Source organism: Nonomuraea sp. NPDC050643 (assembly GCF_040654715.1).
In the GTDB taxonomy this organism is placed as follows: Bacteria; Actinomycetota; Actinomycetes; order Streptosporangiales; family Streptosporangiaceae; genus Nonomuraea.
The window spans coordinates 96,465-120,342 of record NZ_JBFAIM010000027.1; the positions used below are offsets into that span (position 1 = coordinate 96,465).

Genomic DNA, 23,878 nt, shown 5'->3' on the forward strand with positions numbered 1-23,878 from the left:
GCATGGAGAGGCCCCGCGCCTCCGCGATTGGCCCGGGGCGACGGTTGGGCGGGAACCCGGGAACCCGGGGAAGTGGGGAAGGGGGGCTTGACCGGCGCGGTCCGTCCGGGGTGTGGGAGGGGTGGGGGTCAGTGGACGATGCGGGTGCGGGCTCGGAGGAGGGCGGTCACGATGTGGCGTTCGCGGTCGGCGTCGAGGCGGACGACGGGGATCGAGCAGCTCAGCGCCTCGGTCGGCGGCGAGCTGAAGTCGAGGGCGACGGCGAAGCAGCGCAGGCCGATGGTCGACTCCTGTTCGTCGACGGCGTGGCCGCGACGCCGGATCTCCTCCAGTTCGGCGCGCAGCGCCGCCCGGTCGGTGAAGGTGTGGACCGTACGCGGCGTCAGCGTCTCGGGCAGGAGCTGGTCGACCTCGTCCCAGGGATGCCCGGCGAGGATCGCCTTGCCGAGGCCCGTCGCCCATGAGGGCAGCCGCCGGCCGGGCCGGGAGACGACGGCGAGGGAGTGCCGGGAGATGTTCGTGGCGAGGTAGACGATCTCCGCGCCGTCGAGGCGGGCCAGGTGCACGGTCTCGCCCAGCTCGATGTTCAGTTCGTTCATCACCGGCTGTGCCCGCTGGACGACGTCGTCATGCTCGACGTACGAAGCCCCGGCGCGCAGCGCGCGCAGGCCGATCCGGTAGCGGCCGGCGTTGTCGGCGTCGATCCAGCCCGTGTTCACCAGCGTGGTGAGCAGCGCGTACGCGCTGGCGCGGGGCAGTTTCAGATCGGCGCTCACCTCCCGCAGCGAGCACGCGTGATCGGCGGAGCTGAGGTATTCGAGCACGGCGATGGTGCGCTCGGCCGACTTGACGCTGCGTACGCCCCCTCCGGCCTCCGTGGGCTCGGGCGATGGGTCCGGGCCATGGTGCGTCATCGACCACCTCTTGACGTTTGTTGAAACCCCGACTTAATGTCTCGGCTACAAATATAGACACTGTCTCCATATGTAGACAAGAGGTTGTTGTTCTTGGTACCCCCCGCAATATCCCGCCTCACCGGTTCCCTGTCTGGTCTGCTCGCCTTCCCCGTCACTCCGTTCACGGAGTCCGGGGACGTGAACCTGCCCCGGCTCAGGACCCACCTCTCCGACGTCCTTACGGCGAAGCCCAGCGCGATCTTCATCGCGTGCGGCACCGGCGAGCTGGCCTCGCTGACCGCCACCGAGCACCAGGCGGTGGTCGGGGCCGCGGTCGAGCAGGTGGCCGGGGCCGTTCCGGTGCTGGCGGGGGTCGGCGGCGGCACCCGGACCGCCGCGGAGTTCGCCCGTGCCGCGCAGGCCGCGGGCGCCGACGGCCTGCTGGCGCTCCCGCCGTACCTCCAGGTCGGGCCGCCGGCCGGGCTGGTCGAGCACTACCGGCAGGTGGCCGCCGCCACCGACCTGGGCGTGATCCTCTACCAGCGCGGCACGGCGATCTTCTCCCCGGCGGCGGTCGCCGAGCTGGCCGAGGTGGACAACATCGTCGCGCTGAAGGACGGACACGGCGACATGGAGCTGCTCCAGCTCATCAACACCGCCACCGCGGGACGGCTCCCGCTGCTGAACGGCATGCCGACGGCCGAGGTCTTCGCCCGCGCCTACGCCGGGCTCGGCGCCCGCGCCTACTCGTCGGCGGCGCTGGCCTTCGTCCCGGAGGTCGCCGTCGCGTTCTTCCAGGCGTTCGAGAGCGGAGACGAGGCGACGCAGGAACTCCTGCTGCGCGAGTTCTACGCGCCGCTCGCCGACCTGCGCACGTCGACCCCCGGGTACGCCGTCTCCCTCGTCAAGGCCGGCCTGGACCTGCGCGGACGCTCCGCCGGGCCCGTCCGATCACCGCTGGCGGAGCTCACCCCCGAGCACCGCGAGCAACTCTCCCGCATCATCGACCGCGGCCTGGCCGCGCTCAACGCGACGCCTGTCGCATAGCACCTTGCCTGCCCGCTCCCGGGGCAGGCGATTTCGGAGGAATCATGATGACCACCCCCCGCCGCCGGCAGGCGGCCTCCGCCCTCCTGGCGCTCGGCGCCATGCTGTCGGCCGGCGCCTGCTCGGTCGCCAACAGCGGCCCGGAGCCCTCGTCGGGCGGATCGAGCGCCGCGAGCACCGTACGCATCGTGCTGCCGGAGGAGCCTCCGACGCTGGAGCCGTGCGACGCCTCTCTCACCGCGACCGGGCGTGTCACCCGGGCCAACATCACCGAGGCGCTCACGGAGCGGGACCCGAGCAGCGGTCAGCTCCAGCCGGCGCTGGCCACGGAGTGGAAGCAGGACTCGCCGACCGAGTGGACCTTCACTCTGCGCAAGGACGTGAAGTTCCACGACGGCACCGCGTTCGACGCCAAGGCGGCCGCCTTCTCCATCGAGCGCACCGTCGGCTCCAAGATCGACTGCAACGTCAACGGCTACGTCTTCGGCGGCACCAAGCTCACCGTGACGGCCCCGGACGCCACGACCCTCAAGGTGGAGACGGCCAAGCCGGACCCGATCCTGCCGCTGCGGCTGTCGTTCGTCGAGATCGTGCCGACCACGACGAACGCGACCGCCAAGGTACGCGAGCCCGTCGGCACCGGCCCGTACAAGATCGCCAAGTGGGACGCCGGCCGCAGCCTGCGCCTGGAGAAGTTCGCCGGCTACTGGGGCAAGGCGCCGGAGTTCGCGGCGGCCGAGTACGTCTGGCGCGCCGAGGGCAGCATCCGCGCGGCCATGGTCAAGAGCGACGAGGCCGACATCGCGGTGGGTCTGGCCCCCGAGGACGGCGCCGGCGACTCCGCCGTGCAGTTCCCCAACAACGAGACCTCCTACCTGCGCATCGACGCCACCAAGCCGCCGCTCGACGACGTGCGCGTCCGCCAGGCGATCAACTACGCCATCGACAAGGAAGGGCTCGTCGCGTCGGTGTTCGCCGGGCTCGGCAAGTCGGCGGGGCAGATCGTCCCGGCCGGCGTGACCGGTCACAGCTCGGCCATCCAGCCCTGGCCGTACGACATGGCGCAGGCCAAGAAGCTGATCGCGGAGGCCAAGGCCGACGGCGTTGCCACCGGCACCGCCATCACGATCATCGGCCGCAACGGCATCTACCCCAAGGCCGCCGAGTCGATGGAGGTCGTGCAGAACTCGCTGATGGAGGCCGGGCTCTCGGTCAAGATCCAGATGCTCGACGTGAACGCGTGGCTGGAATACCTGCTGGCCCCGTTCCCCAAGGACGCCGGCCCCACCCTGCTGCAGGCCCAGCACGGCAACCAGGCCGGTGACGCAGCCTTCACGATGGGCCAGATCTACGGCAGCAAGGGCGCGCAGAGCAGCTACGGCACCAAGGAGCTGGACGAGCTGATCTCCGCCGCCGAGCAGGCCTCGGGAGAGGAGCGCCAGACGGCGTTCGCCAAGGCCCTGGAGTACCAGAACAAGGAGGTCGTCCGTGACGCGGTCCTCGCGCACATGACCGGCATCCTCGCGCTGTCGAAGAAGGTCTCCTACAAGCCCGACGCCGCCACGAACGACGAGATGCGTCTCGTCGACATCCACCCGGCCGGCTGAGAGGGGCGAGCGTGCTGACCTTCCTGCGGCGTCGCATCACCTCGAGTGCGATCCCGCTGGTCGTCGTGATCCTGGGCGTGTTCTACCTGGCACGCCTCACCGGCGATCCGGCGAATCTCTACCTTCCGCTCAGCGCCACCCCGGAGATGCGGGCGGAGTTCGCCGCCCGGCACGGGTTCGACCAGCCGCTGCTGGTCCAGTTCGGCGACTACCTGGCCCAGGTGTTCCGGCTGGACTTCGGCGAGTCGCTGCGCACCGCCGAACCGGCCGCCGACGCGGTGCTGCGGGCCTTCCCGGCCACGCTGCAACTGGCGGGCGCCACGATGATCCTGGCGATCCTCGGCGCGATCGTCGTCGGGAGCTGGGCGGCCTACCGCCCGAACTCCCTGGCCGACCGGGTCGCCAGCTTCACCTCGACGACCGCCGCCAGCATGCCGGACTTCTGGTTCGCCATCATGGGCGTGCTGGTCTTCGCCGTCGCCCTCGGCTGGCTGCCCACCTCGGGCACCGAGGGCGCGGCGGCGTGGGTGCTGCCGGTGCTCACGCTGCTGATCCGGCCGTTCGGCGTGCTCGTGCAGGTGGTGCGCGGGGCGATGGTCACGGCGCTGTCGGCGCCGTACATCAAGGTCGCCAGGAGCAAGGGGGCGGGGGAGCTGCGGGTGGTCTTCGGCCACGCGCTGCGCAACGCCGCGCCCCCGGCGCTCACCGTGGCCGGCGACCTCACGGTCGGGCTGGTCAACGGCGCGGTGGTCGTCGAGACCATCTTCGGCTGGCCGGGCATCGGCAAGCTGATGATCACCTCGATCCTGCAGCGCGACTTCGCGGTGCTGCAGGCCGCGGTCCTGGTGACCGCGATCACCATCTTCGCGCTCAACATCATCATCGACGCCTGTTACGCGCTCCTGGACTCCCGCGTACGCCAGGGGGTGACCGCATGACCCTTGTAGAGACCCCCGCCCCCGCCCGGCGCGTCACCTGGTGGCACCTGCTGCTGCGGGACAAGTTCGCCTGCCTGGCGGTCGTGATCCTGGTCGTCGTGGCCGCCTCCGCCGTCATCGGGCCGATGCTGCTCGGCGAGCTGGCCACCAAGCAGAACCTGCGCGCGGTCAACCGGCCGCCGTTCAGCCTCGACGACGGCGTGGCGTTCCTGCTCGGCAGCGACTCGCTCGGCCGCAGCGTGCTCGCCCGGCTCATCGTGGCCAGCCGCACGACGCTCTCCGTCGCCGTACCGGCCGTGGTGATCTCCCTGGTCGTCGGCTCGGTCTGGGGGATGTGGGCCGGGTATCACCGGGGCTGGCGCGAGAACCTCTCCATGCGCGTCGCCGACGTCATCCTCAGCTTCCCGTCGCTGCTGCTGGCCGTCGTCGTGCTGTACGTCTTCTCGCCCAGCGCCGGGAACATCATCCTGGTCCTGGCGATCGCGCGGATCCCCATCTACCTGCGCGCCGCGCGGGCGGAGTCGGCCGAGCTGCAGAGCCGGCTGTTCGTGGACGCGGCCCGCACGTTCGGGGCCAAGAGCTGGGCGATCATCGGCCGGCACGTGGCGCCGACGGTGCTGCCCACGCTGTTCACCGTCGCGACCCTGGACTTCTGCTTCGTGATGCTGACCGAGTCGTCGCTGAGCTTCCTCGGCATCGGCATCCAGCCGCCGGACATGAGCTGGGGCCTGATGGTCGCCCAAGGGCGGCAGGTCCTGCAGAGCGCCTGGTGGATCGCGGTCTTCCCGGGGCTCGCCATCGTGGTGACCACGGTCTCGGCGACCGTGCTCGCGTCGTGGGCGCGCCTGGCCATGGATCCCGGCCAGCGGTGGCGGCTCACCCTGCCCCGCTCGCAACGCAAGAACAAGGAGGTGAAGCCGTGACCCCCGCGCTGGAGGTGGATCGGCTGGCGGTCGACATCCGCACCCCCTCGGGAACGGTCCGCGCCGTGCGCGAGGTCAGCTTCTCCGTCCAGTCGGGCGAGACCCTGGCGCTCCTGGGCGAGTCGGGCTGCGGCAAGAGCATGACGGCGCAGGCCATCGTCGGGCTCCTCGACCCGGTGGCCCACGTGGCGGGCGGCGCCGTACGCCTCGAGGGGACCGACCTCCTGACCCTGTCGCCGGCGCAGCGCCGCAAGCTCGCCGGTCCGGGCCTGGCCATCGTGTTCCAGGACGCGCTCACCGCGCTGAACCCCGTCCAGACGGTCGGGGCCCAGCTCGCCGAGCCGTTCCGGATCCACGAGCGGCTCTCGCGCCGCGCCGCGCGGGAGCGGGCCGTCGAGCTGATGGAGCGGGTCGGCATCCCCGAGCCGCGCGCCCGCGTCGGGGCCTACCCGCACCAGTTCTCCGGCGGCATGCGCCAGCGGCTGCTCATCGCGCTGGCGATGGCCCTGCGGCCGAAGGTGCTGCTCGCGGACGAGCCCACCACCGCGCTCGACGTCACCGTGCAGGCCCAGATCATGGAGCTGCTGCGCGAGCTGCGGACCGAGCAGCAGACCGCGCTGATCCTCATCACCCATGACCTCGCGGTCGTGGCCGAGGAGGCCGACCACGTGGCCGTCATGTACGCGGGCGGCATCGTCGAGACGGGCCGGGTGGCGGACGTGTTCGCGCGGCCCCGCCATCCGTACACGCGGGGGCTGCTGGACTCGGTGCCCGCCGAGGTCGAGCGCGGCGCCACCCTGAAGTCCATCCCGGGCAGCCCGCCCGACCTGCACTCGGTGCCCTCGGGGTGCGCCTTCCGGGCGCGCTGCCCGATGGCCACCGACGTGTGCGCGGAGCGGAGCCCGGCCCTCACCGAGTCCGGACCCGGACGCCTGTCCGCCTGCCACCACTGGAAGGAGCTGGCCGATGACTGAGCCCGCCACGGTTCCGCTGCTCGACGTGGCGGGGGTGAGCAAGACCTTCCACGTGTCCGGCCGGGGCCGCCTGCGCGCGCTGGACGGCGTCGACCTGCGCCTGGGGCACGGTGAGACGCTCGGCCTGGTGGGGGAGTCCGGCTGCGGCAAGTCGACGCTCGCCCGGGTGCTGCTCATGCTGGAGCGCCCGGACCAGGGCCACGTCAGGTTCGAGGGCACCGACCCGTTCGGGCTGCGCGGCAAGGAGCTGCTCAGATGGCGCCGCCGGGTCCAGATGGTGTTCCAGGACCCATTCGCGTCGCTGAACGCCCGGCTGTGCGCCGAGGACATCGTCGCCGAGCCGTGGCGGACGCACCGCGACCTCGTGCCGGTGAAGGAGCGTGGCAAGCGGGTCGCCGAGCTCCTGGAGATGGTCGGGCTGCGGGCGGGGGACGCCCGCCGGTACCCGCAGGAGTTCTCCGGCGGGCAGCGGCAGCGGCTGGGGATCGCCCGCGCGCTCGCCCTCGAACCCGACGTCATCGTGTGCGACGAGCCCGTGTCGGCGCTCGACCTGTCCGTCCAGGCTCAGGTGCTCAACCTGCTCACCGACCTGCAGGCCAGGCTCGGCGTGTCGTACGTGTTCATCTCCCACGACCTGTCCGTGGTCCGCCACGTCGCCGACCGGGTCTCGGTCATGTACCTCGGCAAGATCGTCGAGACCGGGCCGACGCGGCAGGTGTTCGACCATCCGCGGCATCCGTACACCGCGGCGCTGATGTCCGCGGCGCCCGTGCTGGACGTCACCCCGGGGCCGCGGCGGGAGCGGATCCTGCTCAAGGGCGAGGTGCCCTCGCCGCTGGACCCGCCGTCGGGCTGCCGGTTCCGTACCCGCTGCTGGAAGGCGGAGGACACGTGCGCCCACGGGGTGCCGCCCCTGGAGCCGTCCGACGGCGCGCCGCTGCACGCCGCGGCCTGCCACTTCCCGCTCCAGGAGGTGGCCGGGCCGCGGTGACGCCGGCGGTCAGGGGCGGATGGCGCCGAGCAGCCGGGTGCGCCAGTAGTCGTCGAGGCTGACGACCTTGATGATGTCGCCGGTCTGAGGGGCGTGCACCATCTTGCCGTTGCCGGCGTACATGCCCATGTGGCCGAGCCCCTTGCTGAACAGCAGGTCGCCCGGCTGTAAGGCGGTCAGCGGCACGCGGCGGCTCGACCCCCACGCCCACTGGGTCCAGGTGGTGCGGGGGAGCGAGACGCCGGCGGCGCGCCAGGCGGCCTGGGTCAGGCCGGAGCAGTCGTAGGAGCCCGGGCCGGTGCCGCCGTACCGGTAGGGCTTGCCGACCTGGGCGAAGGCGAACTGGAGCGCGCTGCGGGCGTTGCCGGAGGCCGGGCCGGTGTAGGTGATGCCGGGGCTGTTGGGGTCGCCCGACTTGAAGGCGTTCAGGCGGCGCAGGAGCTTGGTCTGCTCGCGGACCAGTTTGTCCACCTTCGCCTTCTCGCCGCGGACCTTGTCGCGGGCGTCGTCGGCCTCGGCCAGCACCTGCTTGGCCTCGGCGCGGCGCTCGCGCAGGTCCTTGGTGGCCGCCTCGAAGGCGTGCACCTTGGCGGCCCTGTCCTGGGTCATCTGCTCCAGGGAGGCCATGCCGCCCAGCGCCGACCTCGGATCGCCCTCGAACGCGAAACGCTGCCAGCCCGCCACGAGGCCGGTCTGATAGGTGTCCACCGCCACCGTGACGAGGTCCTCGCGCAGGGCGTCGGCCTCGGCGTTCTTGCGGCCGACCTCGGCGTTGAGGGCGTCGTACTTCTTCTTGGCGCTCTTGTGCGTCTCGGTGGCCTGGTTGTAGCGCTCGACCAGTTGGTCGGCCTGCTCGTTCAGCTTCACCAGCTTGGCCCTGACCTTGGCCGGGTTCGGCTCCGCGACGGCCGTGCCGGCGTTCGCGACGACTGTGATCAAGGCTAACGTTGACACCATCGCCGCTCGCCCGAGTCCTGCCGACACGACCACTACGATGCCTCCTCGTAAGTCACCAAGCCTGGGGCGAAATAGTACAGAAGATCCGGGCGCTCTCTCCCAGATCCGCCCAACTTACGGTGGTCGGCGATACGTACTATCTGTGATAGGGTGAGGCTCCCCGGCGGTCATGGGCAGCCCGGCGGGCCCGGCCTCGGTGAAGGCGTCGTCGATGAGCACCACGTCGCGCCCGGCCCTGGCCAGGAGCGAGGCGGCGGCAGCGGCGCGGTAACCGCTGCCGCAGTGCGCCCAGACCGTGCCGGGCGGGATCTCACCGATCCTGGCGGTCAATTCGGGCAAGGGCACGTGGACCGCCCCCTCGATGTGGGACTCCCGCCACTCGCCCGCCAGCCTGACGTCCAGGATCACCGGCCCTTCACCGCCCAGGGCGGCGGCCAGGTCCGCGAACGAGGCCGCCGGCAGCCGTCGTACCTGATCGGCGGCCGTGGCGAGCCGGTCGGGCGAGCCGGTGGCGCCCGCGGCCACCCGGTCGATGCCGATCCGCGTCAGCTCGCGCTGGGCCTGTGCCACCTGCCCGGGGCTCTCCCCGAGGAGCGTCACCGGCCTGCCCTGGCCGAGCAGCCAGCCGAGCCACGTCGCCATGGAGCCGTCGAGGCCGAGGCTGATCGTCCCGGCCAGGTGCCCGGCGGCGTAGGCGGTGCGGTGCCGCAGGTCCACCACCCACTCGCCCGCCTCCAGCCGGCTACGCACCTCCTCCGGGCCGGCCACCGGCACCGGGCGCAGATCGACGGGAGCGGGCCCGGCCGCGTTGATCGCGCCCATGTGCGCGTAGTAGGCGGGGTAGGCGTCGAGCCCGGCCAGCGTCCGGGTGACGAACTCGTCCTCGGCCAGCCGCAGCACCGGGTTGACCGCGCGTTCGTGGTCGAGGGTGGACCGGTCGCCGGACGCCTGCGAGGCCGAGCAGAAACTGCCGAAGCCGTGCGTGGGCCAGACGACGGTGCCGCCTGGCAGCGTGCCGGCGAGGGCGTGGGCCGAGGCGTACTGGCGGCGGGCCAGCTCGCCGGCGTGCTCGTCCCCGAGCAGGTCGGTACGGCCCGTCGTGCCGAACAGCAGGGACCCGCCGGTGAACACCCCTTCCACGCCCGCGTCGCCCTCCAGCGCGTACGACAGGTGGTGGAAGGTGTGACCGGGCGTCGCCAGGGCCCGCAGCCGGAGACCGGGCGCGACCTCCAGCACCTCGCCGCCCGCCAGCGCCACGTGCTCGAACGCGTAGCCGTCCCCGGCCGGGACCGCGTGGCGCGCCCCCGTCAACCGGGCCAGCTCCAGCCCTCCCGACACGTAGTCGTTGTGCAGATGGGTCTCCACCACCTGTGCGATCCGCACGCCGAGGCGGCCCGCCAGGGCGAGCACCCGATCCACGTCCCGCTGCGGATCCACCACCACCGCCACGTCGCCGTCGTCCGCCAGGTAGCTGCGGTCGCCCAGCGTGGAGGTCTCGATGACATGCGTTCGGGTCATGATCTCCAATCTATGCCGGGACCCGGCCCCGCCCCGGCCAGGCCGGGTCCGGCGCGTTACGCCTTGTTGAGCCCCGGTTTCGGTGCTATCTCCTTGTGGAGATTGCCCGTGATCGGAGGAATCAGTGGCCCACCCCCCAAGGCGACGGTTCAGCGCCACCCTGATCGTCGCCTTCTCCCTCGCCGCCGGGCTGACGGCCCCCGCGTACGCGCAAGTCAGCACGGAAGAGACACCCGATGACTTGACCCTCTGGTACGACCAGCCCGCCACCGACTGGGAGACCCAGGCCCTGCCCATCGGCAACGGCCCCCTGGGCGCCATGGTCTTCGGCGGGGTGGCGTCCGAGCGACTCCAGTTCAACGAGAAGACCCTGTGGACCGGCGGGCCGGGCACGCCGGGCTACGACTTCGGCAACTGGAAGAGCCCGCGGCCGGACGCCATCGCCGACGTGCGGCGGCGGATCGACCGCGACGGCAGGATGACGCCGGACGACGTGGCCGCCGTGCTGGGACAGCCCAAGACGGGGTTCGGCGCGTACCAGACCTTCGGCGACCTGCACCTCGACTTCCCCGGCGGGCCCGCTGTCCCGGCCGGGTACCGGCGTGGGCTGAGCCTGCGCGAGGCGGTGGCCCGGGTCGGGTACACCGCGGACGGCGTCCGCCACACGCGCGAATACTTCGCGAGCAACCCCGGCAACGTGATCGTCGGCCGCCTCTCGGCCGACCAGGGCGGCAAGGTGTCGTTCACGCTGCGCCACACCTCGCCGCGCGACGACAAGACGGTCACGGCCGCCGGCGGCCGGCTCACCATCCGGGGCGCGCTGAGCGGCAACAGGATGGTGTTCGAGGCCCAGGTGCAGGTGATCGTCGAGGGCGGGACGCGTACCGACGCCGGGGACCGGATCACCGTCACCGGCGCCGACAGCGCCGTGTTCGTGCTCTCGGCCGCCACCGACTACGCCGGCACCTACCCCGGCTACCGGGGCGCGGACCCGCACGCGAAGGTCACCGCCGCCGTGGACGCCGCCGCCGCCAAGGGCTACGACGCCCTCAGGAAGGCGCACGTCGCCGACTACCGCGAGCTGTTCGACCGGGTGAAGCTGAACCTCGGTCAGACCGCGCCCGAGATCCCCACCGACCGGCTGCGCAGGAGCTACACCGGCGGCGCGTCCGCCGACGACCGGGCACTGGAGGCGCTGTTCTTCGCCTACGGCCGCTACCTGCTGATCTCCTCCTCCCGCGAGAACGACCTGCTGCCCGCCAATCTCCAGGGCGTGTGGAACGAGTCCACCAGCCCGCCCTGGTCGGCCGACTACCACGTCAACATCAACCTGCAGATGAACTACTGGCTCGCCGAGCAGACCGACCTGCACGAGACCACCCGGCCCTACGACCGCTACATCACGTCGCTGGTCGCGCCCGGCCGCAGGACCGCCCGGGACATGTACGGCGCCCGCGGCTGGGTCGTCAACAACGAGACCAACCCCTTCGGCTTCACCGGCGTGCACGACTACGCCCAGTCCTTCTGGTTCCCCGAGGCCGCCGCCTGGACCACCCAGCACCTGTACGACACCTACCGCTTCACCGGCGACATCGGTTACCTGCGGGAGACCGCGTACCCGGTGATCAAGGGCGCGGCGGAGTTCTGGCTGGACTTCCTGCACACCGACCCACGCGACGGCACGCTCGTCGTCTCCCCGAGCTATTCGCCGGAGCACGGCGACTTCTCGGCGGGCGCGTCGATGTCCCAGCAGATCGTCCGCGAGGTGTTCACCAACGCCCTGGAGGCCGCGAAGAGGCTGAGGACGGACGAGGACCTCCAGGCCGAGCTGGGCGCCGCCCTGGCCAGGCTCGACCCGGGCCTGCGGATCGGCTCCTGGGGCCAGCTCCAGGAGTGGAAGAGCGACTGGGACTCCCCGGCCGACACCCACCGGCACGTCTCCCACCTGTACGCCCTGCACCCCGGCGACCAGATCGCCCCCGGCACCCGCGAGGCCGAGGCGGCCAAGGTCTCGCTCACCGCGCGCGGCGACGGCGGCACCGGCTGGTCCAAGGCCTGGAAGATCAACTTCTGGGCGCGGCTGCTCGACGGCGACCACGCCCACAAGATGCTGGCCGAGCAGCTCAAGGGCTCCACGCTGGACAACCTGTGGGACACCCACCCGCCGTTCCAGATCGACGGCAACTTCGGCGCCACCTCCGGCATAGCCGAGATGCTGGTGCAGAGCCGGAACGACGTGGTGCACGTGCTGCCCGCGCTGCCCTCCGCATGGCGGGACGGCTCGGTGTCGGGCCTGCGCGCCCGCGGTGCCGTCACCGTGGACGCCACCTGGAAGGACGGCGCCCCCGACACCCTCACCGTGCACCCGGGGAAGAGCGGGCCGATCAAGGTCAGGTCGCCGTTCATCGCCGGCCGCTACCGCGTCCACGACGAGCGGGGCCACGAGGTCGGCCCGCGCCGCGACGGCGACACGCTGAGCTGGAACGCGCGGGCGGGCACGGCGTACACGATCCAGAACGAGGCGGCCGTCGCCCTGCGGGCGCCCGCCACGGCCACGCCCGGCACGCCCTTCGAGGCGCGGGTCACGGTCACCGCGACCCGCCGCCGCTCGGTGCCCGCCGCCGACGTGTCGCTGACCGTTCCCAGGGGCTGGACCGTCGAGCCGGCCGCCCGCCACCTGGCGGCCGTGGCGCCCGGCAGGTCGCGTACCGCCGCCTTCACCGTCACGCCGGGACCGGCCGACGGCTCGCGGCGGGCGGTGCTCGCCGCGAGCGTCACCGGCGCGTCCTGGACGGGCGCGGCGAGCGCCGTCCTCACGGTGGACCCCTGCGCCCCGGCCGCGCCCGGCTCGGTCCTGGTGGCCTGGGACCCGAAGGAGGGCGGCACGGTCGCCGACGCCTCCGGCAACGGCCGCGACGCCACCGTCACCATCACCGGCGCCGGCACCGCCGCCTACGACGCCACCGCCCCGACCGGCAGCGGGCTCGTGCTCGACGGCGCCACCTATCTGAGCACCGCCGGCACCACGCTCGGCCTGATCAGGGAGGCCACCTTCGCCGCCGAGGTCAAGATCGCGGGCGGCGGCCACCGCCGGCTGTTCGACTCCCAGCCCTCCGGCGACCCCGGCACCGACGGCGTCCTCATCGACGTGACGCCCGGCGGCACGCTGCGCTTCATCGGCGCCGGCGCCAACGTCGGCCTGAACACCACCCTGCCCACCGGCCGCTGGATCGACCTCGTCGTCACCCTCGACCGCACCGGCGCCATCACCGTGTACGTCGACGGCGAGCGGAAGGCGACCGGCCGGGCCACCTCCGACGGCATCACCGGCTGCACCGCACGCCCGCTGCGCTTCGGCGCCGACCAGGGCGGGGGCCAGCGGCTCACCGGCGCCGTGGACCGCGCCGCCATCCTCGCCCGGTCGCTGACCGCCGAGGAGGTGAAGGACTGGCGGGCACTGGCCTTCGGCTGACGGCCGCCGGAGCGGACCGGCCGTGATCGCCCTGGCGCCCTAAGTAGAACACGTTACACTCGCAAGCACGATCGCTACCTTCGGGACCGCTGTGGCCGGAAGGACACCGTGTTCGGCGTTGCCTGGTTCGGAGTCTTGGGTCCGCTGGAGGTCACGGCATCGGGCCGCCCGGTGACCGTCGCCGGACGGAGCCAGCGGGAGCTGCTCGGAGTGCTGCTCCTTCGCGCCAACGGCCTCGTGCCGATCGATTTCCTGGTCGAGGCGCTGTGGCCGGACCGGCCGCCGGCCTCCGCACGCAGGCAGGTCCAGAACGGCGTCGGCCGGCTGCGCAGGACGCTCGAAGGCGGTGGCGTCCCGGCCACCGCCCTGGAGACCCGGCCGGGCGGCTACCTGCTGCGGGCCTCGCCCGACGAGCTGGACGCCTTCTCCTTCGGCCGGTACGTGGAGGAGGGACGCCGGCTCGGCGCCGCGCGGCGGCTGGCGGAGGCGGTGGCCCGGCTGCGGGCGGCGCTCGCGTTGTGGCGCGGCGTGCCGCTCGACGACCTCGAAGGCCACTTCGTGGTCAGCCGGGCGCGGCGGCTGCAGGAGGACCACCTCGCCGTGCTGGAGGAGTGCCTGGCCCTGGAGTTGCGGCTCGGACGGCACCATGAGGTCGTCGGCGAGCTCGCGGCGCTGGTGGAGGAGCATCCGCTGCGGGAGCGTCCGCGGGCGCTGCTCATGACGGCGCTCCACCGCTGCGGCCGGACCGCCGAGGCGCTGGCCGAGTACCGCCAGGCACGTGCCGTGCTGGTGTCCGAGCTGGGCCTCGAGCCGGGGGCGGAGCTGCGGGACCTGGAGCTGGCCATTCTCACCGGCTCGCTGGAGCCGGCTCCGGCGCAGGCGGCCGGGGGCGAGCCGCGCCCGCCCCGCCCCCGCCTGCTACCTCCGGACATCGCCGACTTCACCGGCAGGGACGAGCTCGTCGACCGGCTCGAGACGCTGCTGAGGGGCGGCGGCGACGCCACGGCCGTCGTGGTGGTGGACATCGCCGGGCAGGCCGGGGTCGGCAAGACCACGCTGGCCGTGCACGTGGCGCACCGCCTGTCGGCCGCGTTCCCGGACGGGCAGCTCTACGTGGATCTGCGCGGCGGCGACCCGGCGCACCAGGCCGGGCCGCTCGAAGTGCTGGCCCGGTTCCTGCGGGCGCTCGGCGCGCACGGGTCGGAGGTCCCCCAGGGGCTGGAGGAGCGGGCCGAGGAGTACCGCTCGGCGCTGGCCGGTCGCCGGGTGCTCGTCGTGCTGGACAACGCCGTGGAGGAGGCGCAGGTCAGGCCCTTGATCCCCGGGATGGCGGGGTGCGCCGTACTGATCACGAGCCGGACCCGGCTGGCCGGGCTGCCCGGCGTGCGCCTGGTCGAGCTCGGCGTCCTGGAGCGCGGGCAGGCCGTCGAGCTGCTCACCCGGATCGTCGGCCCGGACCGGATCGCTCCCGAGCCGGAGGCCGCCCGCGAGCTCGCCGGGCTGTGCGGTCACCTGCCGCTGGCGCTGCGCATCGCCGGCGCCCGGCTCGTGACCAGGACGGACTGGACGGTGGCGCGGCTCGCGAGCCGCCTCGCCGACGAACGCCGCCGCCTGGACGAGCTCACCTACGGTGACCTGGAGGTACGCGCCAGCCTGTCCCTGAGCCATCGCCGGCTCAGCCCGCCCTCGCGGCGGCTGTTCCACCTGCTCAGCCACCTGTACGCGCCCGAGTTCGCCTCCTGGGTGTGCGCCGCGCTCCTGGACACCACGGCCGCCGAGGCCGCCACGCTGATCGACGAACTGGTGAACGCCCAGCTCCTGCAGCCCTCCGACGCCGTCCCGCTCCGATACCGCCTGCACGACCTCATCCGGCTGTTCGCCGGGGAGAGCGGCACGGAGGATCCCCGGCCCGCCGTCGCCCGCGCGCTCGGCGGCTGGCTGGCGCTCGCCGAGCGGGCGCACATCGCCGTGTCCGGCGGCGACTTCGCCACGCTGCACGGCACGGCGCCCCGCTGGACCACGGCGCTGCCGACCGCTGCCGACCCGCTGACCTGGTATGACAGCGAACGGCTCAACCTGGTCATGGCGGTCCGCCAGGCCGCGGAGAGCGGCCTCGACGAGCTGTGCTGGGACCTCGTCGCCAGCTCCTACACCCTGTTCCTCACGCGGGGCCACAACGACGACTGGGAGGAGACGCTCGACACGGCGCTGGTGTGCACACGCCGGGCGGGCAACGCCCGCGGCACCGCGACCATGCTCATGGGGCTCGGCCTGCTCGGCGCCTACCGGCACGACTACGCCGACGCCGCCGTGGTGTCCCATGAGGCGGTGCGCGTCTTCCGCGAGATCGGCGACCGGCAGGGGCTGGTGTACGCGCTGGGCGTGGCCGCCCACGTCGACGGCATGATCGGCCGGTACGAGGAGGCGGTCGCGCTCCACGAGGAGGCGCTGGAGGCCCATCGCGCCTCCGGCGACCGCGGCGCGGAGCTGCTCCTGCTGCGTTCGCTCGCCCAGCTCCTCGTCGAGATCGGCCGGCTGGAACACGCCCGGCCGTACCTGGTGCAGGCACTGGCGATCGGCCGGGACGGCGACCGGCGCATCCACGCCGAGGTGCTCTACTGGCTGGGCCAGCTCCACCTCGGCACCGGCGAGACCGACCAGGCAGAGGCGGCCTTCAAGGAGATGCTGGTGATCGCGGAGGAGCTCGCCGACCCCCGCGAGGAGGCCGAGGCCCGCTACGCCCTCGGCCTGGTCCGCCTGCACACCGGCGCGTACGGCGCCGCCGCCGGGCTGTTCAGGCAGGCTCTGGCGCTGAACCGGCCGCTGGGAGAGCCGTTGACCGACGGCCGGATCAGGACGGCGCTGGGCATCCTGCACCTGCGGCACCGGGAGTTCAACCGGGCGATCGGCTACCTCACCGAGGCGGCGCGGATCTTCAGCGCCATCGACACGCCGCTGTGGCAGGCGCGGGCGTACCGGGCGCTCGGCGACGTGCACGAGGCGCGCGGTGACCGGCCCGCCGCGCGGGCGGCCTGGGACCGGGCCCGCGCGCTGTTCACCGAGGTCGGCGCCGCCGAGGCGGAGCACATGGCCAAGCCGGAGACGTAGGTCACTGGAGCCGGCAGCCGGAGGCCGACATGGTCCCGTTCCAGGAGAAGGCGCTGCGGCAGAGGTAGCTGCCGGGATCGCCCGAGAACACGGTGACGGTCACGTTCACGTATCCCGCCCCGCTGCAGCCGTTCGCGTTCAGCGTCTCCCCGCTCAGGGATCCGAAGAAGCAGGAGTGCGACCCGTCGGCGTGCGCGGGGACGGCGAGCGCGAACGTCGCCGGCAGGGCGAGGGCGGCCACGGCGGCCAGGCGCTTGATGGACATGCCTCGACGGTAGGCCCGGCCGTCGCCGCGGCGTAGATGCGATTTGTCACCTCGTGGCGTGCATTCCGCACGCTCACCGCGTCGGCCCGGAAGGTGACCCGGGGGGCATGTGTGGCAGTGTGCATGGATGCGCGCGCTTCTGGCCACCTTGACCGCACAGGGGGCCGGTCGGCGCCCCTTCATAACCCCATTTTCCTCCCTGTTTTATGTATATTGGGGACTTCGCATGAAGATCCAGGAGGCGGGATGACACCACCGACAGATCCCTTCAGCACCGGTGGCGACCCGGAGCTGGGCAGGCTGCTCAAGGGCTTTCAGCAGGATCTGGCGGCGCTGGAGGAGCTGCGCGACTCGATCGCCTCCGTCAAGGGCCGGGGCGAGGCGGCCGAAGGGCGCGTCGTGGTGAACGTGACGCAGACCGGCGCGCTCGCCGGGATCACCATCGACCCGCGCGCCATGCGGCTCGGCTCCGAGCGGCTCGCGGAGGCGATCATGGAGGCCGCCGCACGGGCGGCGCGCGACGCCGAGCAGGAGGCGAGCGACCTGGTGGCGCCGTTCATCGCCGGCACCCTCCTGGACGGCGACCGCTCCGGCGAGGCACGGCGGCCTTGAGGATCAGTCCCGGCCGCGCGAGCATCTACGGCTTCGGCACCCTCGGCATCGCCGCCTTCGTGTTCGAGATGCTGGCGGTCGACTTCCCCGAAGGCGACCCGGACAAGGCGCGCCAGGCCGCCGCCGTCTGGGCCCGCCTGGCCGACCGCATCGAGAAGAGCCCCGACCGCACCTACCCGGCCGCCGAGGCGGTGTGGCGCAGGAGCAGCGGGGGCGGGGTGGAGGAGTTCAAGTCGGCCGTCACCGCCGGGCTGTATCCCCAGCCCGAGGAGGACGGCTACGCCGCCAAGCTCGCCCTGCGGTGCCGCGGCAACAGCGCGGCCTGCAACGACTTCGCCGAGGTGGTCAAGTCGGCCCGGGAGGCGTACTGGACGCTGGCCCTGGCCAACTTCGCCAGCTTCGTCTTCATCACCACCTTCCCCTGGCAGGCCGGGGCGGCGTACCAGATCACGCAGATCCTCATCCGCCGGGCGCAGGCGCGGCTGCTGGCCAAGCTCCTGGAGCACAGCATCGCCAAGATCGTGCTGAGCAAGCTGACGGAGTACACGATCGGCAGCGCCTTCTTCGCCGTGGGCGACGTGGCGGTGGTGGCGGGCGTCAAGGCGGCGCGCGGCGAGGACCCCGGCTCGCTGGGGGAGAACGCGACGCAGGCGCTGAAGGAGTTCGCCGCGTCGGTCGCCTTCTACGGCGTCTTCGACGCCGCGGCGCCCCTGGCCAGGAAGGTGACCTCGAACGTGGACGTCCAGTATTTCCTGAGCCGCCTCGCCGGCGGATCGGTCGGGTACGGCCCCTCGTACGACGCCATGAACGGCCAGTCGGGCGAGGAACTCATCCCCACCTGGAAGGAAACCCTGGGCCGCATGCTGCTCTACTTCACGATGGCGCACAAACCGGCGGGGGGCTGAGGACGGCATGGACTTCGACAAGGCGCAGATCCGCCTGGCGGCGGCGGCCTACGACGTCGAAAGGGGCGACCTCGCCACGTTCGTCGCCGAGGCCGCCGCGGACCTGAACGCCATCGGCGACTTCTGGGGCGGCACCTCGGAGGGAGTGACGTTCTTCAAGGGCCAGGGCGGCGCCAGCGGCTACGAGGCGGTCACCGGCCAGATCATCGAGGGCATCGAGGTGCTCCTGGAGGCCCACAAGGAGATCGCCGAACGCCTGCGCCTCATGACCGACAACGTCCAGGTGGGCGACTGGAACAGCGTGGCCGCCATCCTCTCGAAGCTTCCCCCGGCCGACCCCGACCAGCCGATCTGGGGCGTGGGCTGACCGCCGGCCGGCGGAGTGCGCCACATCACCCATGAGCCGACCAGGGGCGCACGGCGTGCGGGACGGCTGAGCGCCGATGGGGCGTGTGGCCATCGGGTTTCTGGACAGAAGCCTGATGCGGGGTGGCCGTGACGCCGCCCGCACGACGTTTGCTTGAAGGGGCTTTCATGACAGCTGACCAGCCGACCCTCTGCCCGAGCTGCCAGGGCGTGCTCGTCGTCCTGCGGCCCGGCGCGTACACCCCCGCCCGCGCGCGGCTGATCGTCACCAACGGCTACTGCCAGGGACGGTGCGCCGCTCCCGAACGGGACGAACGCACCAGGACCGAACCCACCAGTACAGAACCGACCAGTACCGAACCGACCAGGACCGATCTCCCCCTGACCGCGGTCACCTCGGTGACGGCTCTGCGGTGACGTTCCTCCGGCCGCTCACCGGAGGGGCGGCCGGACGGGGCACGGGAGTCAGAAGCGGCGGCACTGGCCTTCCTTGTCGCCGCGGACGGCGTTCTTGCCGCCGGTCACCCTCGCGCGGTTGTCCTCGCACTGGAGGTTGCCCTTCACGGAGTTGCGGTGCACCTGCAGCCCCTTGTGGTTGTCCTTGAGTTGGATGTCGCCGTTCACGCGGTTGCCGTTGACGCGCAGGTAGCGCCGGTTGTCCTCCAACTGGATGTTGCCCTTGACGCGGGTCGAGGTCACCGTGACCGCGCCGCCGTCGGCGACCTGGATGTCGCCATCGACCTTCGACCCGCCGGTCACCGAGACCGCGCGGGCGGCCTCCGCCTGGATGTCACCGTCGACCCGGATGCCGCGCGCCACCAGGGCGGCCCCCGAGCCGACCTTGATGTTGCCGTCCACCCGGGTGCCGAGCAGGGTGCAGGTGGCGCCCTGGGGCACATGGACGTCGTCAAGCCCGGCGGCGCGGATCGTGCCGGTGCAGGCGCGGGAGTCGGCGGCGGCGGGTGCGGCCATCGCCAGGCAGCCAAAGACGGTGCCGAGGACGGCGCCGGTCGCGGCCAAGGTGATCCTGTTCATTGTCGGGCCTTCCGTTGATCGATCGGTCAGGCCGGTGCGGGCCGTCCGCCCCGGCATGAAGAAGCCTCTCGATCGGCGGTGGCGGCCAGATGAGACGGACATTAGGGACTTCTCATCCATCTCTGGGTGATCGACCATGACCGGGTAATCGATTTCTCGGCACCCGAACGTGCGGACACCGCTCCCGAAGCGGAGATACGCGACAATGCCGGATGTGATTGTGGACAAGGCGATCTACTGTGACGGCGTCCGGGAGAGCATCACCGGTGACATCAGCGACGCGTTCAACGCCGCCCGCGCCCAGGGCGACTGTTTTCTCTGGATCGGCCTGCACGAGCCCTCCCAGGAGGAGTTCGACCTGATCACCAGTGAGGTCAGCCTGCATCCGCTGGCGGTGGAGGACGCCATCCACGCCCATCAGCGGCCCAAGCTCGAACGCTACGACGACACCCTGTTCATCGTGCTCAAGCCGCTGCTCTACCTGGACGAGACCTCCGACATCGAGGTCGGCGAGATCAACCTGTTCCTGGGCCGCGACTTCGTCATCAGCGTCCGGCACGGCCAGGCCAACCCCCTCGGCGGCGTACGCCACCGCATCGAGTCCGACCCCGGCCTGCTGTCCGCCGGCCCCGCCGGGGTGCTGTACGCCATCTGCGACGAGGTCGTCGACACCTACTCCCGCATCGTCCACGAGATCGAGATCGACCTCATCGCCCTGGAACACCGGGTCTTCAGCGGCGAGTACACCGACGCCACCGCCGACATCTACTCGCTCAAGCGCGAGGTGCTGGAGTTCCGTACCGCCCAGGACCCGCTGATCCCGGTGCTGGAGGAGATCGTCAAGGGCCGGGTCGAGCTGTGCCTGGCCTCGCGGGAGCAGTTCCGCGACGTCCTGGACCACCTGCTGCGCGTGGACGCCACGGTCGACGAGCACAACGAACTGCTCACCAGCGCCCTGAGCGCGCACCTGGCCCTGGTCGGCCGCGAGCAGAACAAGGTCGCCATGCAGCAGAACGCCGACATGCGCAAGATCTCGTCCTGGGCGGCCCTCATCGCCGTCCCCACGATGATCGCCGGCGTCTACGGCATGAACTTCGACTTCATGCCCGAGCTGCACTGGCCGTTCGGCTACCCCCTGACCCTGGGTCTCATGGTCATCGCCGTGATCATCGTCTACCGGCTGCTGCGCCGGAGCGGGTGGCTCTGACCCTTCTCCGGTTCCTCAGCCGGAACCGGCCGTGAGGCGGGCCTGGAGGCCGTCGAGGAGGGCGGCGAGGCCGAACTCGAAGGCGGGTTCTGACGCGGGCTCTGACGCGGTGGCCTCCACCGAGGGCGTGGTGCGGGCGCGCAGGCGCGGGAACCGCTGGGCGATCTCGCCGATGTGGGCGATGGCCTCGCGCAGCTCCTGCTCCTCGTCCGCCCCCGAGCGGCGCAGATGGGCCCGCCAGGCCGATTCGGCCGCCTCGCCCTGGGCGGCGCCGATCGCGAACATCAGGACCGTCGCCGCGGCCTGGTCGGCCCGCGGGCCCGCGAAGCCGGCGGCCTCGTAGACGGTCAGGCAGTGCTCGTCGTAGCGGGCCTTGTTGGGCCCGTAGATGAGGTGGGTGCTCATGGCCGGGATCAGCCAGAAATGCCGGATGATCATCTCGTACGCGCCGCGCGCCAGGGCCGCCGCCGCCTCCCGCCATCCGGCCGCGTCGAGGTCGGGCAGCCCGATCTCCCCGAAGACGTGGTCGGCGGCGAGGACCACGAGCTTGTCCTTGCTCTTCACGTGGTGGTACATCGCCGTGGCGGCCGAGCCGAGCTGGGTGCCGAGCCGCCGCATGTTGAGCCCGTCCACGCCCTCGGCGTCGAGGACCTCGACGGCGGCGCGGACGATCTGCTCCTTGGTCAACGTGTCACGCGGCATGGTCACACCCTAACGGAGCACTTGCACTAAGTTCGAAGCCTCTCTTGCACTTAGTTCAAATGCCATGCATTCTTGCACTAAGTTCAAATACGGAGGAGAGAGACCATGAGCGCACACCCCTACCGGCGCCCGCGTGCCGTCGTCGTCGCCGCGGTGCTGCAACTGCTGACCATCGTCCCGTTCCTGACCGGGACCTTCGTCGTGCTCGTCCACGGGCCCGGCGCCCGGGCCGCCGCGCAGGCGGAGATCGTCCGGCAGGGGCTGCCCGCCGACCTCCTGGCCCGGCACGGCATCGACTTCGGCGGCAGCGACACCCTGGCCATCGTGCTCGTCGTCATCCTGGTGGCCCTGGCCGCGCTCAACCTGGCGGGCAGGAGAGCGGGGCAGATCCTGTCCTGGATCTTCCAGCCCGTCCTCGTCGTCATGGGGGTCGTCATCATCCCCGCGCAGCTCTTCACCGCCCGGCTCCTGGAGTCGTCCTTCAAGGACTCGGGCGACCCCCTGCTCGCGCGGGTGGACGTGGCCGCCCTGGTCGAGGCGGCCACGAACGTCATGCCGGGCTGGCTGCCCGCGGCGAACGTCGCCAAGCTCGCCCTGACCACCGTGGGCTCGCTCGCCGTGATCGTCCTGCTCGCGCTCCCGGCCTCCAGGGCGTATTTCCGCGGGACTCGAACGCCGATCGGGAACGGGTGACAGGCCGGAAGGTCACCGCCGCAACGTGACGGTGTCGACGTCGAACAGCCGGCCCCGGTGGCCCTTGAAGACCAGGTGCAGCGGGCCGGTGGCGGAGCGGGTCAGCGGGGTGGCGACGGTGCGGAAGGTCTCCCGGCCGCCCGTGACGGGCACGGCCACCGAACCGAGCAGCGGACCCGTACGCGATCCCGACCTGACCTGGATGGTGCCGCCCGACCCGGCAGAGGAGACGCGGGCGGAGAAGGCCGTCGCCCCTTCCGTGCTGACGTGCGCGTACCCCGCCCAGTCGCCGTCGTCGAGGTGGCCCAGGGTCCTGCCGCCGCTCGCGGACCTGTGGCGGACGACCCGCACTCCGCGGCCGGAGGTGCACGACTCGGCCTCCACCGTGACGCCCAGCTCCTTGATCCGGATGTCGCGGAAGGAGACCTGGTCGCCCGCGCCGTGGTTCTGGATGCCGACGTGCCCGCTCAGCAGCGAGCGCCGCGGGTCGGTGTTGGTGAAGTCGTTGATCCGCACGCCGTTCAGGAACACCCGCAGCCGCTCGCCCTCGACCAGCAGCTCGTAGGTGTTCCACGCGCCGGGCGGGTTCAGCACGGCGTCGCGGGCGGCCTGGTCGGCGGCCTTGAAGCCGTAGACGGACCCGGTGGTACGGTCGGGCGCGTCGGTGGCGTCGATCTGCACCTCATAGCCGTTGTCCACCGCCGACCACGGATCGGAGGAGGCCGGGAAGCCGACGAAGACGCCCGAGTTGCCGTCGCCGGTCACCCTCCAGTCCAGCTTCAGCGAGTACGAGCCGAACTCCTTCGCCTCGTACCAGAACAGCCCCAGCCCGCCCTGCGAGGTCAGGGTCGCGTCCTCGTTGACGAAGCCCCCGGGCCCCGCCTGGGACCAGCCGGTGGTGGAGCCGTCGTACAGGGTGGTGTAGCCGCGCTCCGGGCGGCAGTCGGCGTGGGCGAGGCCGGCCGCGTACCTGATGCCGCCGAGGAGCACCTCGCGGAAGGCCGGGTCGGCGTAGGACTCGGCGGTGTGGCCGAGCCCGGTGTAGAAGGCCCGGCCCTCGCCCTGGTCGTGGCACCAGGTGATGGGGTGGTCGCCCATGTCGCCGCCGCTGTAGCTGCCCTCGTCCAGGCTCTGCAGCACATGTACGGAGTCGCGCGGGTTGGTCCGGTAGTTGTACCACTCGTCGGTACGCGTCCAGACCGGCCCGAGGTGGGCGGTCGCCGGGTGCGCCCGGTCCTCGGTGCGGACGGTGGCCTGCTGGATGGCGGGGTGGTTACGGAAGTAGGCGCCCGCCAGCCGCTCGTAGTACGGCCAGTCGTACTCGGTGTCGGCCGCCGAGTGCACCCCCACGTAACCGCCGCCCCCGTCCACGTACTCCTGGAAGGCCGCCTGCTGGCCGTCGTCGAGCACGTCGCCCGTGGTGCTGAGGAAGACGACGGCGTCGTAGCGGCCCAGGTCGGTGAACGCGGCGGCGTCCTCGGTGGCGGTGACGGAGAACCCGCCCGCCGCCCCGAGTTCGCCGATCGCCCGGACGCCCGCCGGGATGGAGTCGTGCCGGAACCCGGCGGTCTTGGAGAAGACCAGCACCTGGTGCTCCGGCTCGGCGGGAACCGGGCTCAGGCTCGCCGCGACGAGTACGAGGGTCAGGAGTCTGTGCGCCAT

The 23,878-nt window shown here is 72.0% G+C and carries 21 protein-coding genes; 14 read left to right on the forward strand and 7 right to left on the reverse strand.

Translation table 11 applies throughout. The annotated features are described in order from the left end of the window. Window positions 1-128 precede the first annotated feature (128 nt). Window positions 129-914 carry an IclR family transcriptional regulator gene (locus tag AB0I15_RS32540; protein ID WP_358103623.1) on the reverse strand — a complete coding sequence of 262 codons (786 nt, stop codon included), beginning with the start codon at window positions 912-914 and terminating at the stop codon, window positions 129-131. Window positions 915-1,007: 93 nt separating this feature from the next. Here AB0I15_RS32540 and AB0I15_RS32545 point away from each other — a divergent pair, with 93 nt between their 5' ends. From AB0I15_RS32545 to AB0I15_RS32570, 6 genes are read left to right on the forward strand one after another with little or no spacing between them, the layout of a single operon-like run. Further along, window positions 1,008-1,943 carry a 5-dehydro-4-deoxyglucarate dehydratase gene (locus tag AB0I15_RS32545; protein WP_358103626.1) on the forward strand — a complete coding sequence of 312 codons (936 nt, stop codon included), beginning with the start codon at window positions 1,008-1,010 and terminating at the stop codon, window positions 1,941-1,943. A gap of 44 nt (window positions 1,944-1,987) precedes the next feature. Further along, window positions 1,988-3,550, forward strand: a complete 1,563-nt coding sequence (locus AB0I15_RS32550; RefSeq protein WP_358103628.1) for an ABC transporter substrate-binding protein — start codon at window positions 1,988-1,990, stop codon at window positions 3,548-3,550. A gap of 11 nt (window positions 3,551-3,561) precedes the next feature. After that, on the forward strand, window positions 3,562-4,488 hold the full coding sequence (locus AB0I15_RS32555) for an ABC transporter permease (RefSeq protein WP_358103631.1): 927 nt from the start codon (window positions 3,562-3,564) through the stop codon (window positions 4,486-4,488). Beyond that, on the forward strand, window positions 4,485-5,411 hold the full coding sequence (locus AB0I15_RS32560) for an ABC transporter permease (protein ID WP_358103634.1): 927 nt from the start codon (window positions 4,485-4,487) through the stop codon (window positions 5,409-5,411). The genes AB0I15_RS32555 and AB0I15_RS32560 overlap by 4 nt, the downstream gene beginning before the upstream one ends. Then, window positions 5,408-6,385, forward strand: coding sequence for an ABC transporter ATP-binding protein (locus tag AB0I15_RS32565; protein ID WP_358103637.1), 978 nt, complete (start codon window positions 5,408-5,410; stop codon window positions 6,383-6,385). The genes AB0I15_RS32560 and AB0I15_RS32565 overlap by 4 nt, the downstream gene beginning before the upstream one ends. Beyond that, window positions 6,378-7,376, forward strand: a complete 999-nt coding sequence (locus AB0I15_RS32570; protein WP_358103640.1) for an oligopeptide/dipeptide ABC transporter ATP-binding protein — start codon at window positions 6,378-6,380, stop codon at window positions 7,374-7,376. The genes AB0I15_RS32565 and AB0I15_RS32570 overlap by 8 nt, the downstream gene beginning before the upstream one ends. 9 nt (window positions 7,377-7,385) lie before the next feature. Here the strand turns inward: AB0I15_RS32570 and AB0I15_RS32575 are convergent, their stop codons facing one another. Further along, window positions 7,386-8,315: an NlpC/P60 family protein gene (locus tag AB0I15_RS32575; RefSeq protein ID WP_358103643.1), complete on the reverse strand. Its 930-nt coding sequence runs from the start codon at window positions 8,313-8,315 to the stop codon at window positions 7,386-7,388. Between the two features lie 132 nt (window positions 8,316-8,447). After that, window positions 8,448-9,851, reverse strand: coding sequence for a rhodanese-like domain-containing protein (locus AB0I15_RS32580; RefSeq protein ID WP_358103646.1), 1,404 nt, complete (start codon window positions 9,849-9,851; stop codon window positions 8,448-8,450). 124 nt (window positions 9,852-9,975) lie between these two features. On the opposite strand from AB0I15_RS32580, the gene AB0I15_RS32585 reads away from it, so the two are divergent. Beyond that, the gene (locus tag AB0I15_RS32585; RefSeq protein WP_358103649.1) at window positions 9,976-13,323 is read left to right on the forward strand and encodes a glycoside hydrolase N-terminal domain-containing protein; all 3,348 of its coding nucleotides are present in this window, start codon (window positions 9,976-9,978) and stop codon (window positions 13,321-13,323) included. A 135-nt stretch (window positions 13,324-13,458) separates the two neighbouring features. Next, on the forward strand, window positions 13,459-16,431 hold the full coding sequence (locus AB0I15_RS32590) for a BTAD domain-containing putative transcriptional regulator (RefSeq protein WP_358103652.1): 2,973 nt from the start codon (window positions 13,459-13,461) through the stop codon (window positions 16,429-16,431). A gap of 1 nt (window position 16,432) precedes the next feature. Here the strand turns inward: AB0I15_RS32590 and AB0I15_RS32595 are convergent, their stop codons facing one another. Then, window positions 16,433-16,696, reverse strand: a complete 264-nt coding sequence (locus AB0I15_RS32595) for a hypothetical protein (RefSeq protein ID WP_358103654.1) — start codon at window positions 16,694-16,696, stop codon at window positions 16,433-16,435. Window positions 16,697-16,942: 246 nt separating this feature from the next. Here AB0I15_RS32595 and AB0I15_RS32600 point away from each other — a divergent pair, with 246 nt between their 5' ends. From AB0I15_RS32600 to AB0I15_RS32615, 4 genes are all read left to right on the forward strand, one after another. Continuing rightward, window positions 16,943-17,308, forward strand: coding sequence for a YbaB/EbfC family nucleoid-associated protein (locus AB0I15_RS32600; protein WP_358103656.1), 366 nt, complete (start codon window positions 16,943-16,945; stop codon window positions 17,306-17,308). Beyond that, complete coding sequence (locus AB0I15_RS32605) at window positions 17,305-18,213, forward strand: hypothetical protein (protein ID WP_358103658.1); 909 nt, start codon at window positions 17,305-17,307, stop codon at window positions 18,211-18,213. The genes AB0I15_RS32600 and AB0I15_RS32605 overlap by 4 nt, the downstream gene beginning before the upstream one ends. Before the next feature lie 7 nt (window positions 18,214-18,220). Beyond that, window positions 18,221-18,580: a hypothetical protein gene (locus tag AB0I15_RS32610; protein WP_358103660.1), complete on the forward strand. Its 360-nt coding sequence runs from the start codon at window positions 18,221-18,223 to the stop codon at window positions 18,578-18,580. Window positions 18,581-18,747: 167 nt separating this feature from the next. After that, window positions 18,748-18,996: a hypothetical protein gene (locus AB0I15_RS32615; RefSeq protein WP_358103662.1), complete on the forward strand. Its 249-nt coding sequence runs from the start codon at window positions 18,748-18,750 to the stop codon at window positions 18,994-18,996. A gap of 48 nt (window positions 18,997-19,044) precedes the next feature. Here the strand turns inward: AB0I15_RS32615 and AB0I15_RS32620 are convergent, their stop codons facing one another. After that, window positions 19,045-19,614 (reverse strand): hypothetical protein, encoded by a 570-nt coding sequence (locus tag AB0I15_RS32620; RefSeq protein WP_358103665.1) that lies wholly within the window; start codon window positions 19,612-19,614, stop codon window positions 19,045-19,047. Window positions 19,615-19,819: 205 nt separating this feature from the next. Here AB0I15_RS32620 and corA point away from each other — a divergent pair, with 205 nt between their 5' ends. After that, the gene (gene corA, locus AB0I15_RS32625) at window positions 19,820-20,821 is read left to right on the forward strand and encodes a magnesium/cobalt transporter CorA (RefSeq protein ID WP_358103668.1); all 1,002 of its coding nucleotides are present in this window, start codon (window positions 19,820-19,822) and stop codon (window positions 20,819-20,821) included. Between the two features lie 15 nt (window positions 20,822-20,836). On the opposite strand, the gene AB0I15_RS32630 is transcribed toward corA, so the two are convergent. Next, window positions 20,837-21,523: a TetR/AcrR family transcriptional regulator C-terminal domain-containing protein gene (locus AB0I15_RS32630; protein WP_358103670.1), complete on the reverse strand. Its 687-nt coding sequence runs from the start codon at window positions 21,521-21,523 to the stop codon at window positions 20,837-20,839. A 105-nt stretch (window positions 21,524-21,628) separates the two neighbouring features. Here AB0I15_RS32630 and AB0I15_RS32635 point away from each other — a divergent pair, with 105 nt between their 5' ends. Then, on the forward strand, window positions 21,629-22,216 hold the full coding sequence (locus AB0I15_RS32635; protein WP_358103673.1) for a hypothetical protein: 588 nt from the start codon (window positions 21,629-21,631) through the stop codon (window positions 22,214-22,216). Between the two features lie 12 nt (window positions 22,217-22,228). Here AB0I15_RS32635 and AB0I15_RS32640 read toward each other — a convergent pair whose 3' ends face one another. Next, a complete protein-coding gene (locus AB0I15_RS32640) occupies window positions 22,229-23,878 on the reverse strand; it encodes a ThuA domain-containing protein (RefSeq protein ID WP_358103675.1) in 1,650 nt (549 codons plus the stop codon).

Excerpts from the sequence above, each read along its gene's own strand:
- AB0I15_RS32620 (WP_358103665.1), bottom strand. The coding sequence starts at position 19,614 with ATGAACAGGATCACCTTGGCCGCGACCGGCGCCGTCCTCGGCACCGTC.
- AB0I15_RS32610 (WP_358103660.1), top strand. The coding sequence starts at position 18,221 with ATGGACTTCGACAAGGCGCAGATCCGCCTGGCGGCGGCGGCCTACGAC.
- AB0I15_RS32630 (WP_358103670.1), bottom strand. The coding sequence starts at position 21,523 with ATGCCGCGTGACACGTTGACCAAGGAGCAGATCGTCCGCGCCGCCGTC.
- AB0I15_RS32560 (WP_358103634.1), top strand. The coding sequence starts at position 4,485 with ATGACCCTTGTAGAGACCCCCGCCCCCGCCCGGCGCGTCACCTGGTGG.
- AB0I15_RS32600 (WP_358103656.1), top strand. The coding sequence starts at position 16,943 with ATGACACCACCGACAGATCCCTTCAGCACCGGTGGCGACCCGGAGCTG.
- AB0I15_RS32540 (WP_358103623.1), bottom strand. The coding sequence starts at position 914 with ATGACGCACCATGGCCCGGACCCATCGCCCGAGCCCACGGAGGCCGGA.
- AB0I15_RS32640 (WP_358103675.1), bottom strand. The coding sequence starts at position 23,878 with ATGGCGCACAGACTCCTGACCCTCGTACTCGTCGCGGCGAGCCTGAGC.
- AB0I15_RS32550 (WP_358103628.1), top strand. The coding sequence starts at position 1,988 with ATGATGACCACCCCCCGCCGCCGGCAGGCGGCCTCCGCCCTCCTGGCG.
- corA (WP_358103668.1), top strand. The coding sequence starts at position 19,820 with ATGCCGGATGTGATTGTGGACAAGGCGATCTACTGTGACGGCGTCCGG.
- AB0I15_RS32635 (WP_358103673.1), top strand. The coding sequence starts at position 21,629 with ATGAGCGCACACCCCTACCGGCGCCCGCGTGCCGTCGTCGTCGCCGCG.
- AB0I15_RS32570 (WP_358103640.1), top strand. The coding sequence starts at position 6,378 with ATGACTGAGCCCGCCACGGTTCCGCTGCTCGACGTGGCGGGGGTGAGC.
- AB0I15_RS32595 (WP_358103654.1), bottom strand. The coding sequence starts at position 16,696 with ATGTCCATCAAGCGCCTGGCCGCCGTGGCCGCCCTCGCCCTGCCGGCG.
- AB0I15_RS32615 (WP_358103662.1), top strand. The coding sequence starts at position 18,748 with ATGACAGCTGACCAGCCGACCCTCTGCCCGAGCTGCCAGGGCGTGCTC.
- AB0I15_RS32580 (WP_358103646.1), bottom strand. The coding sequence starts at position 9,851 with ATGACCCGAACGCATGTCATCGAGACCTCCACGCTGGGCGACCGCAGC.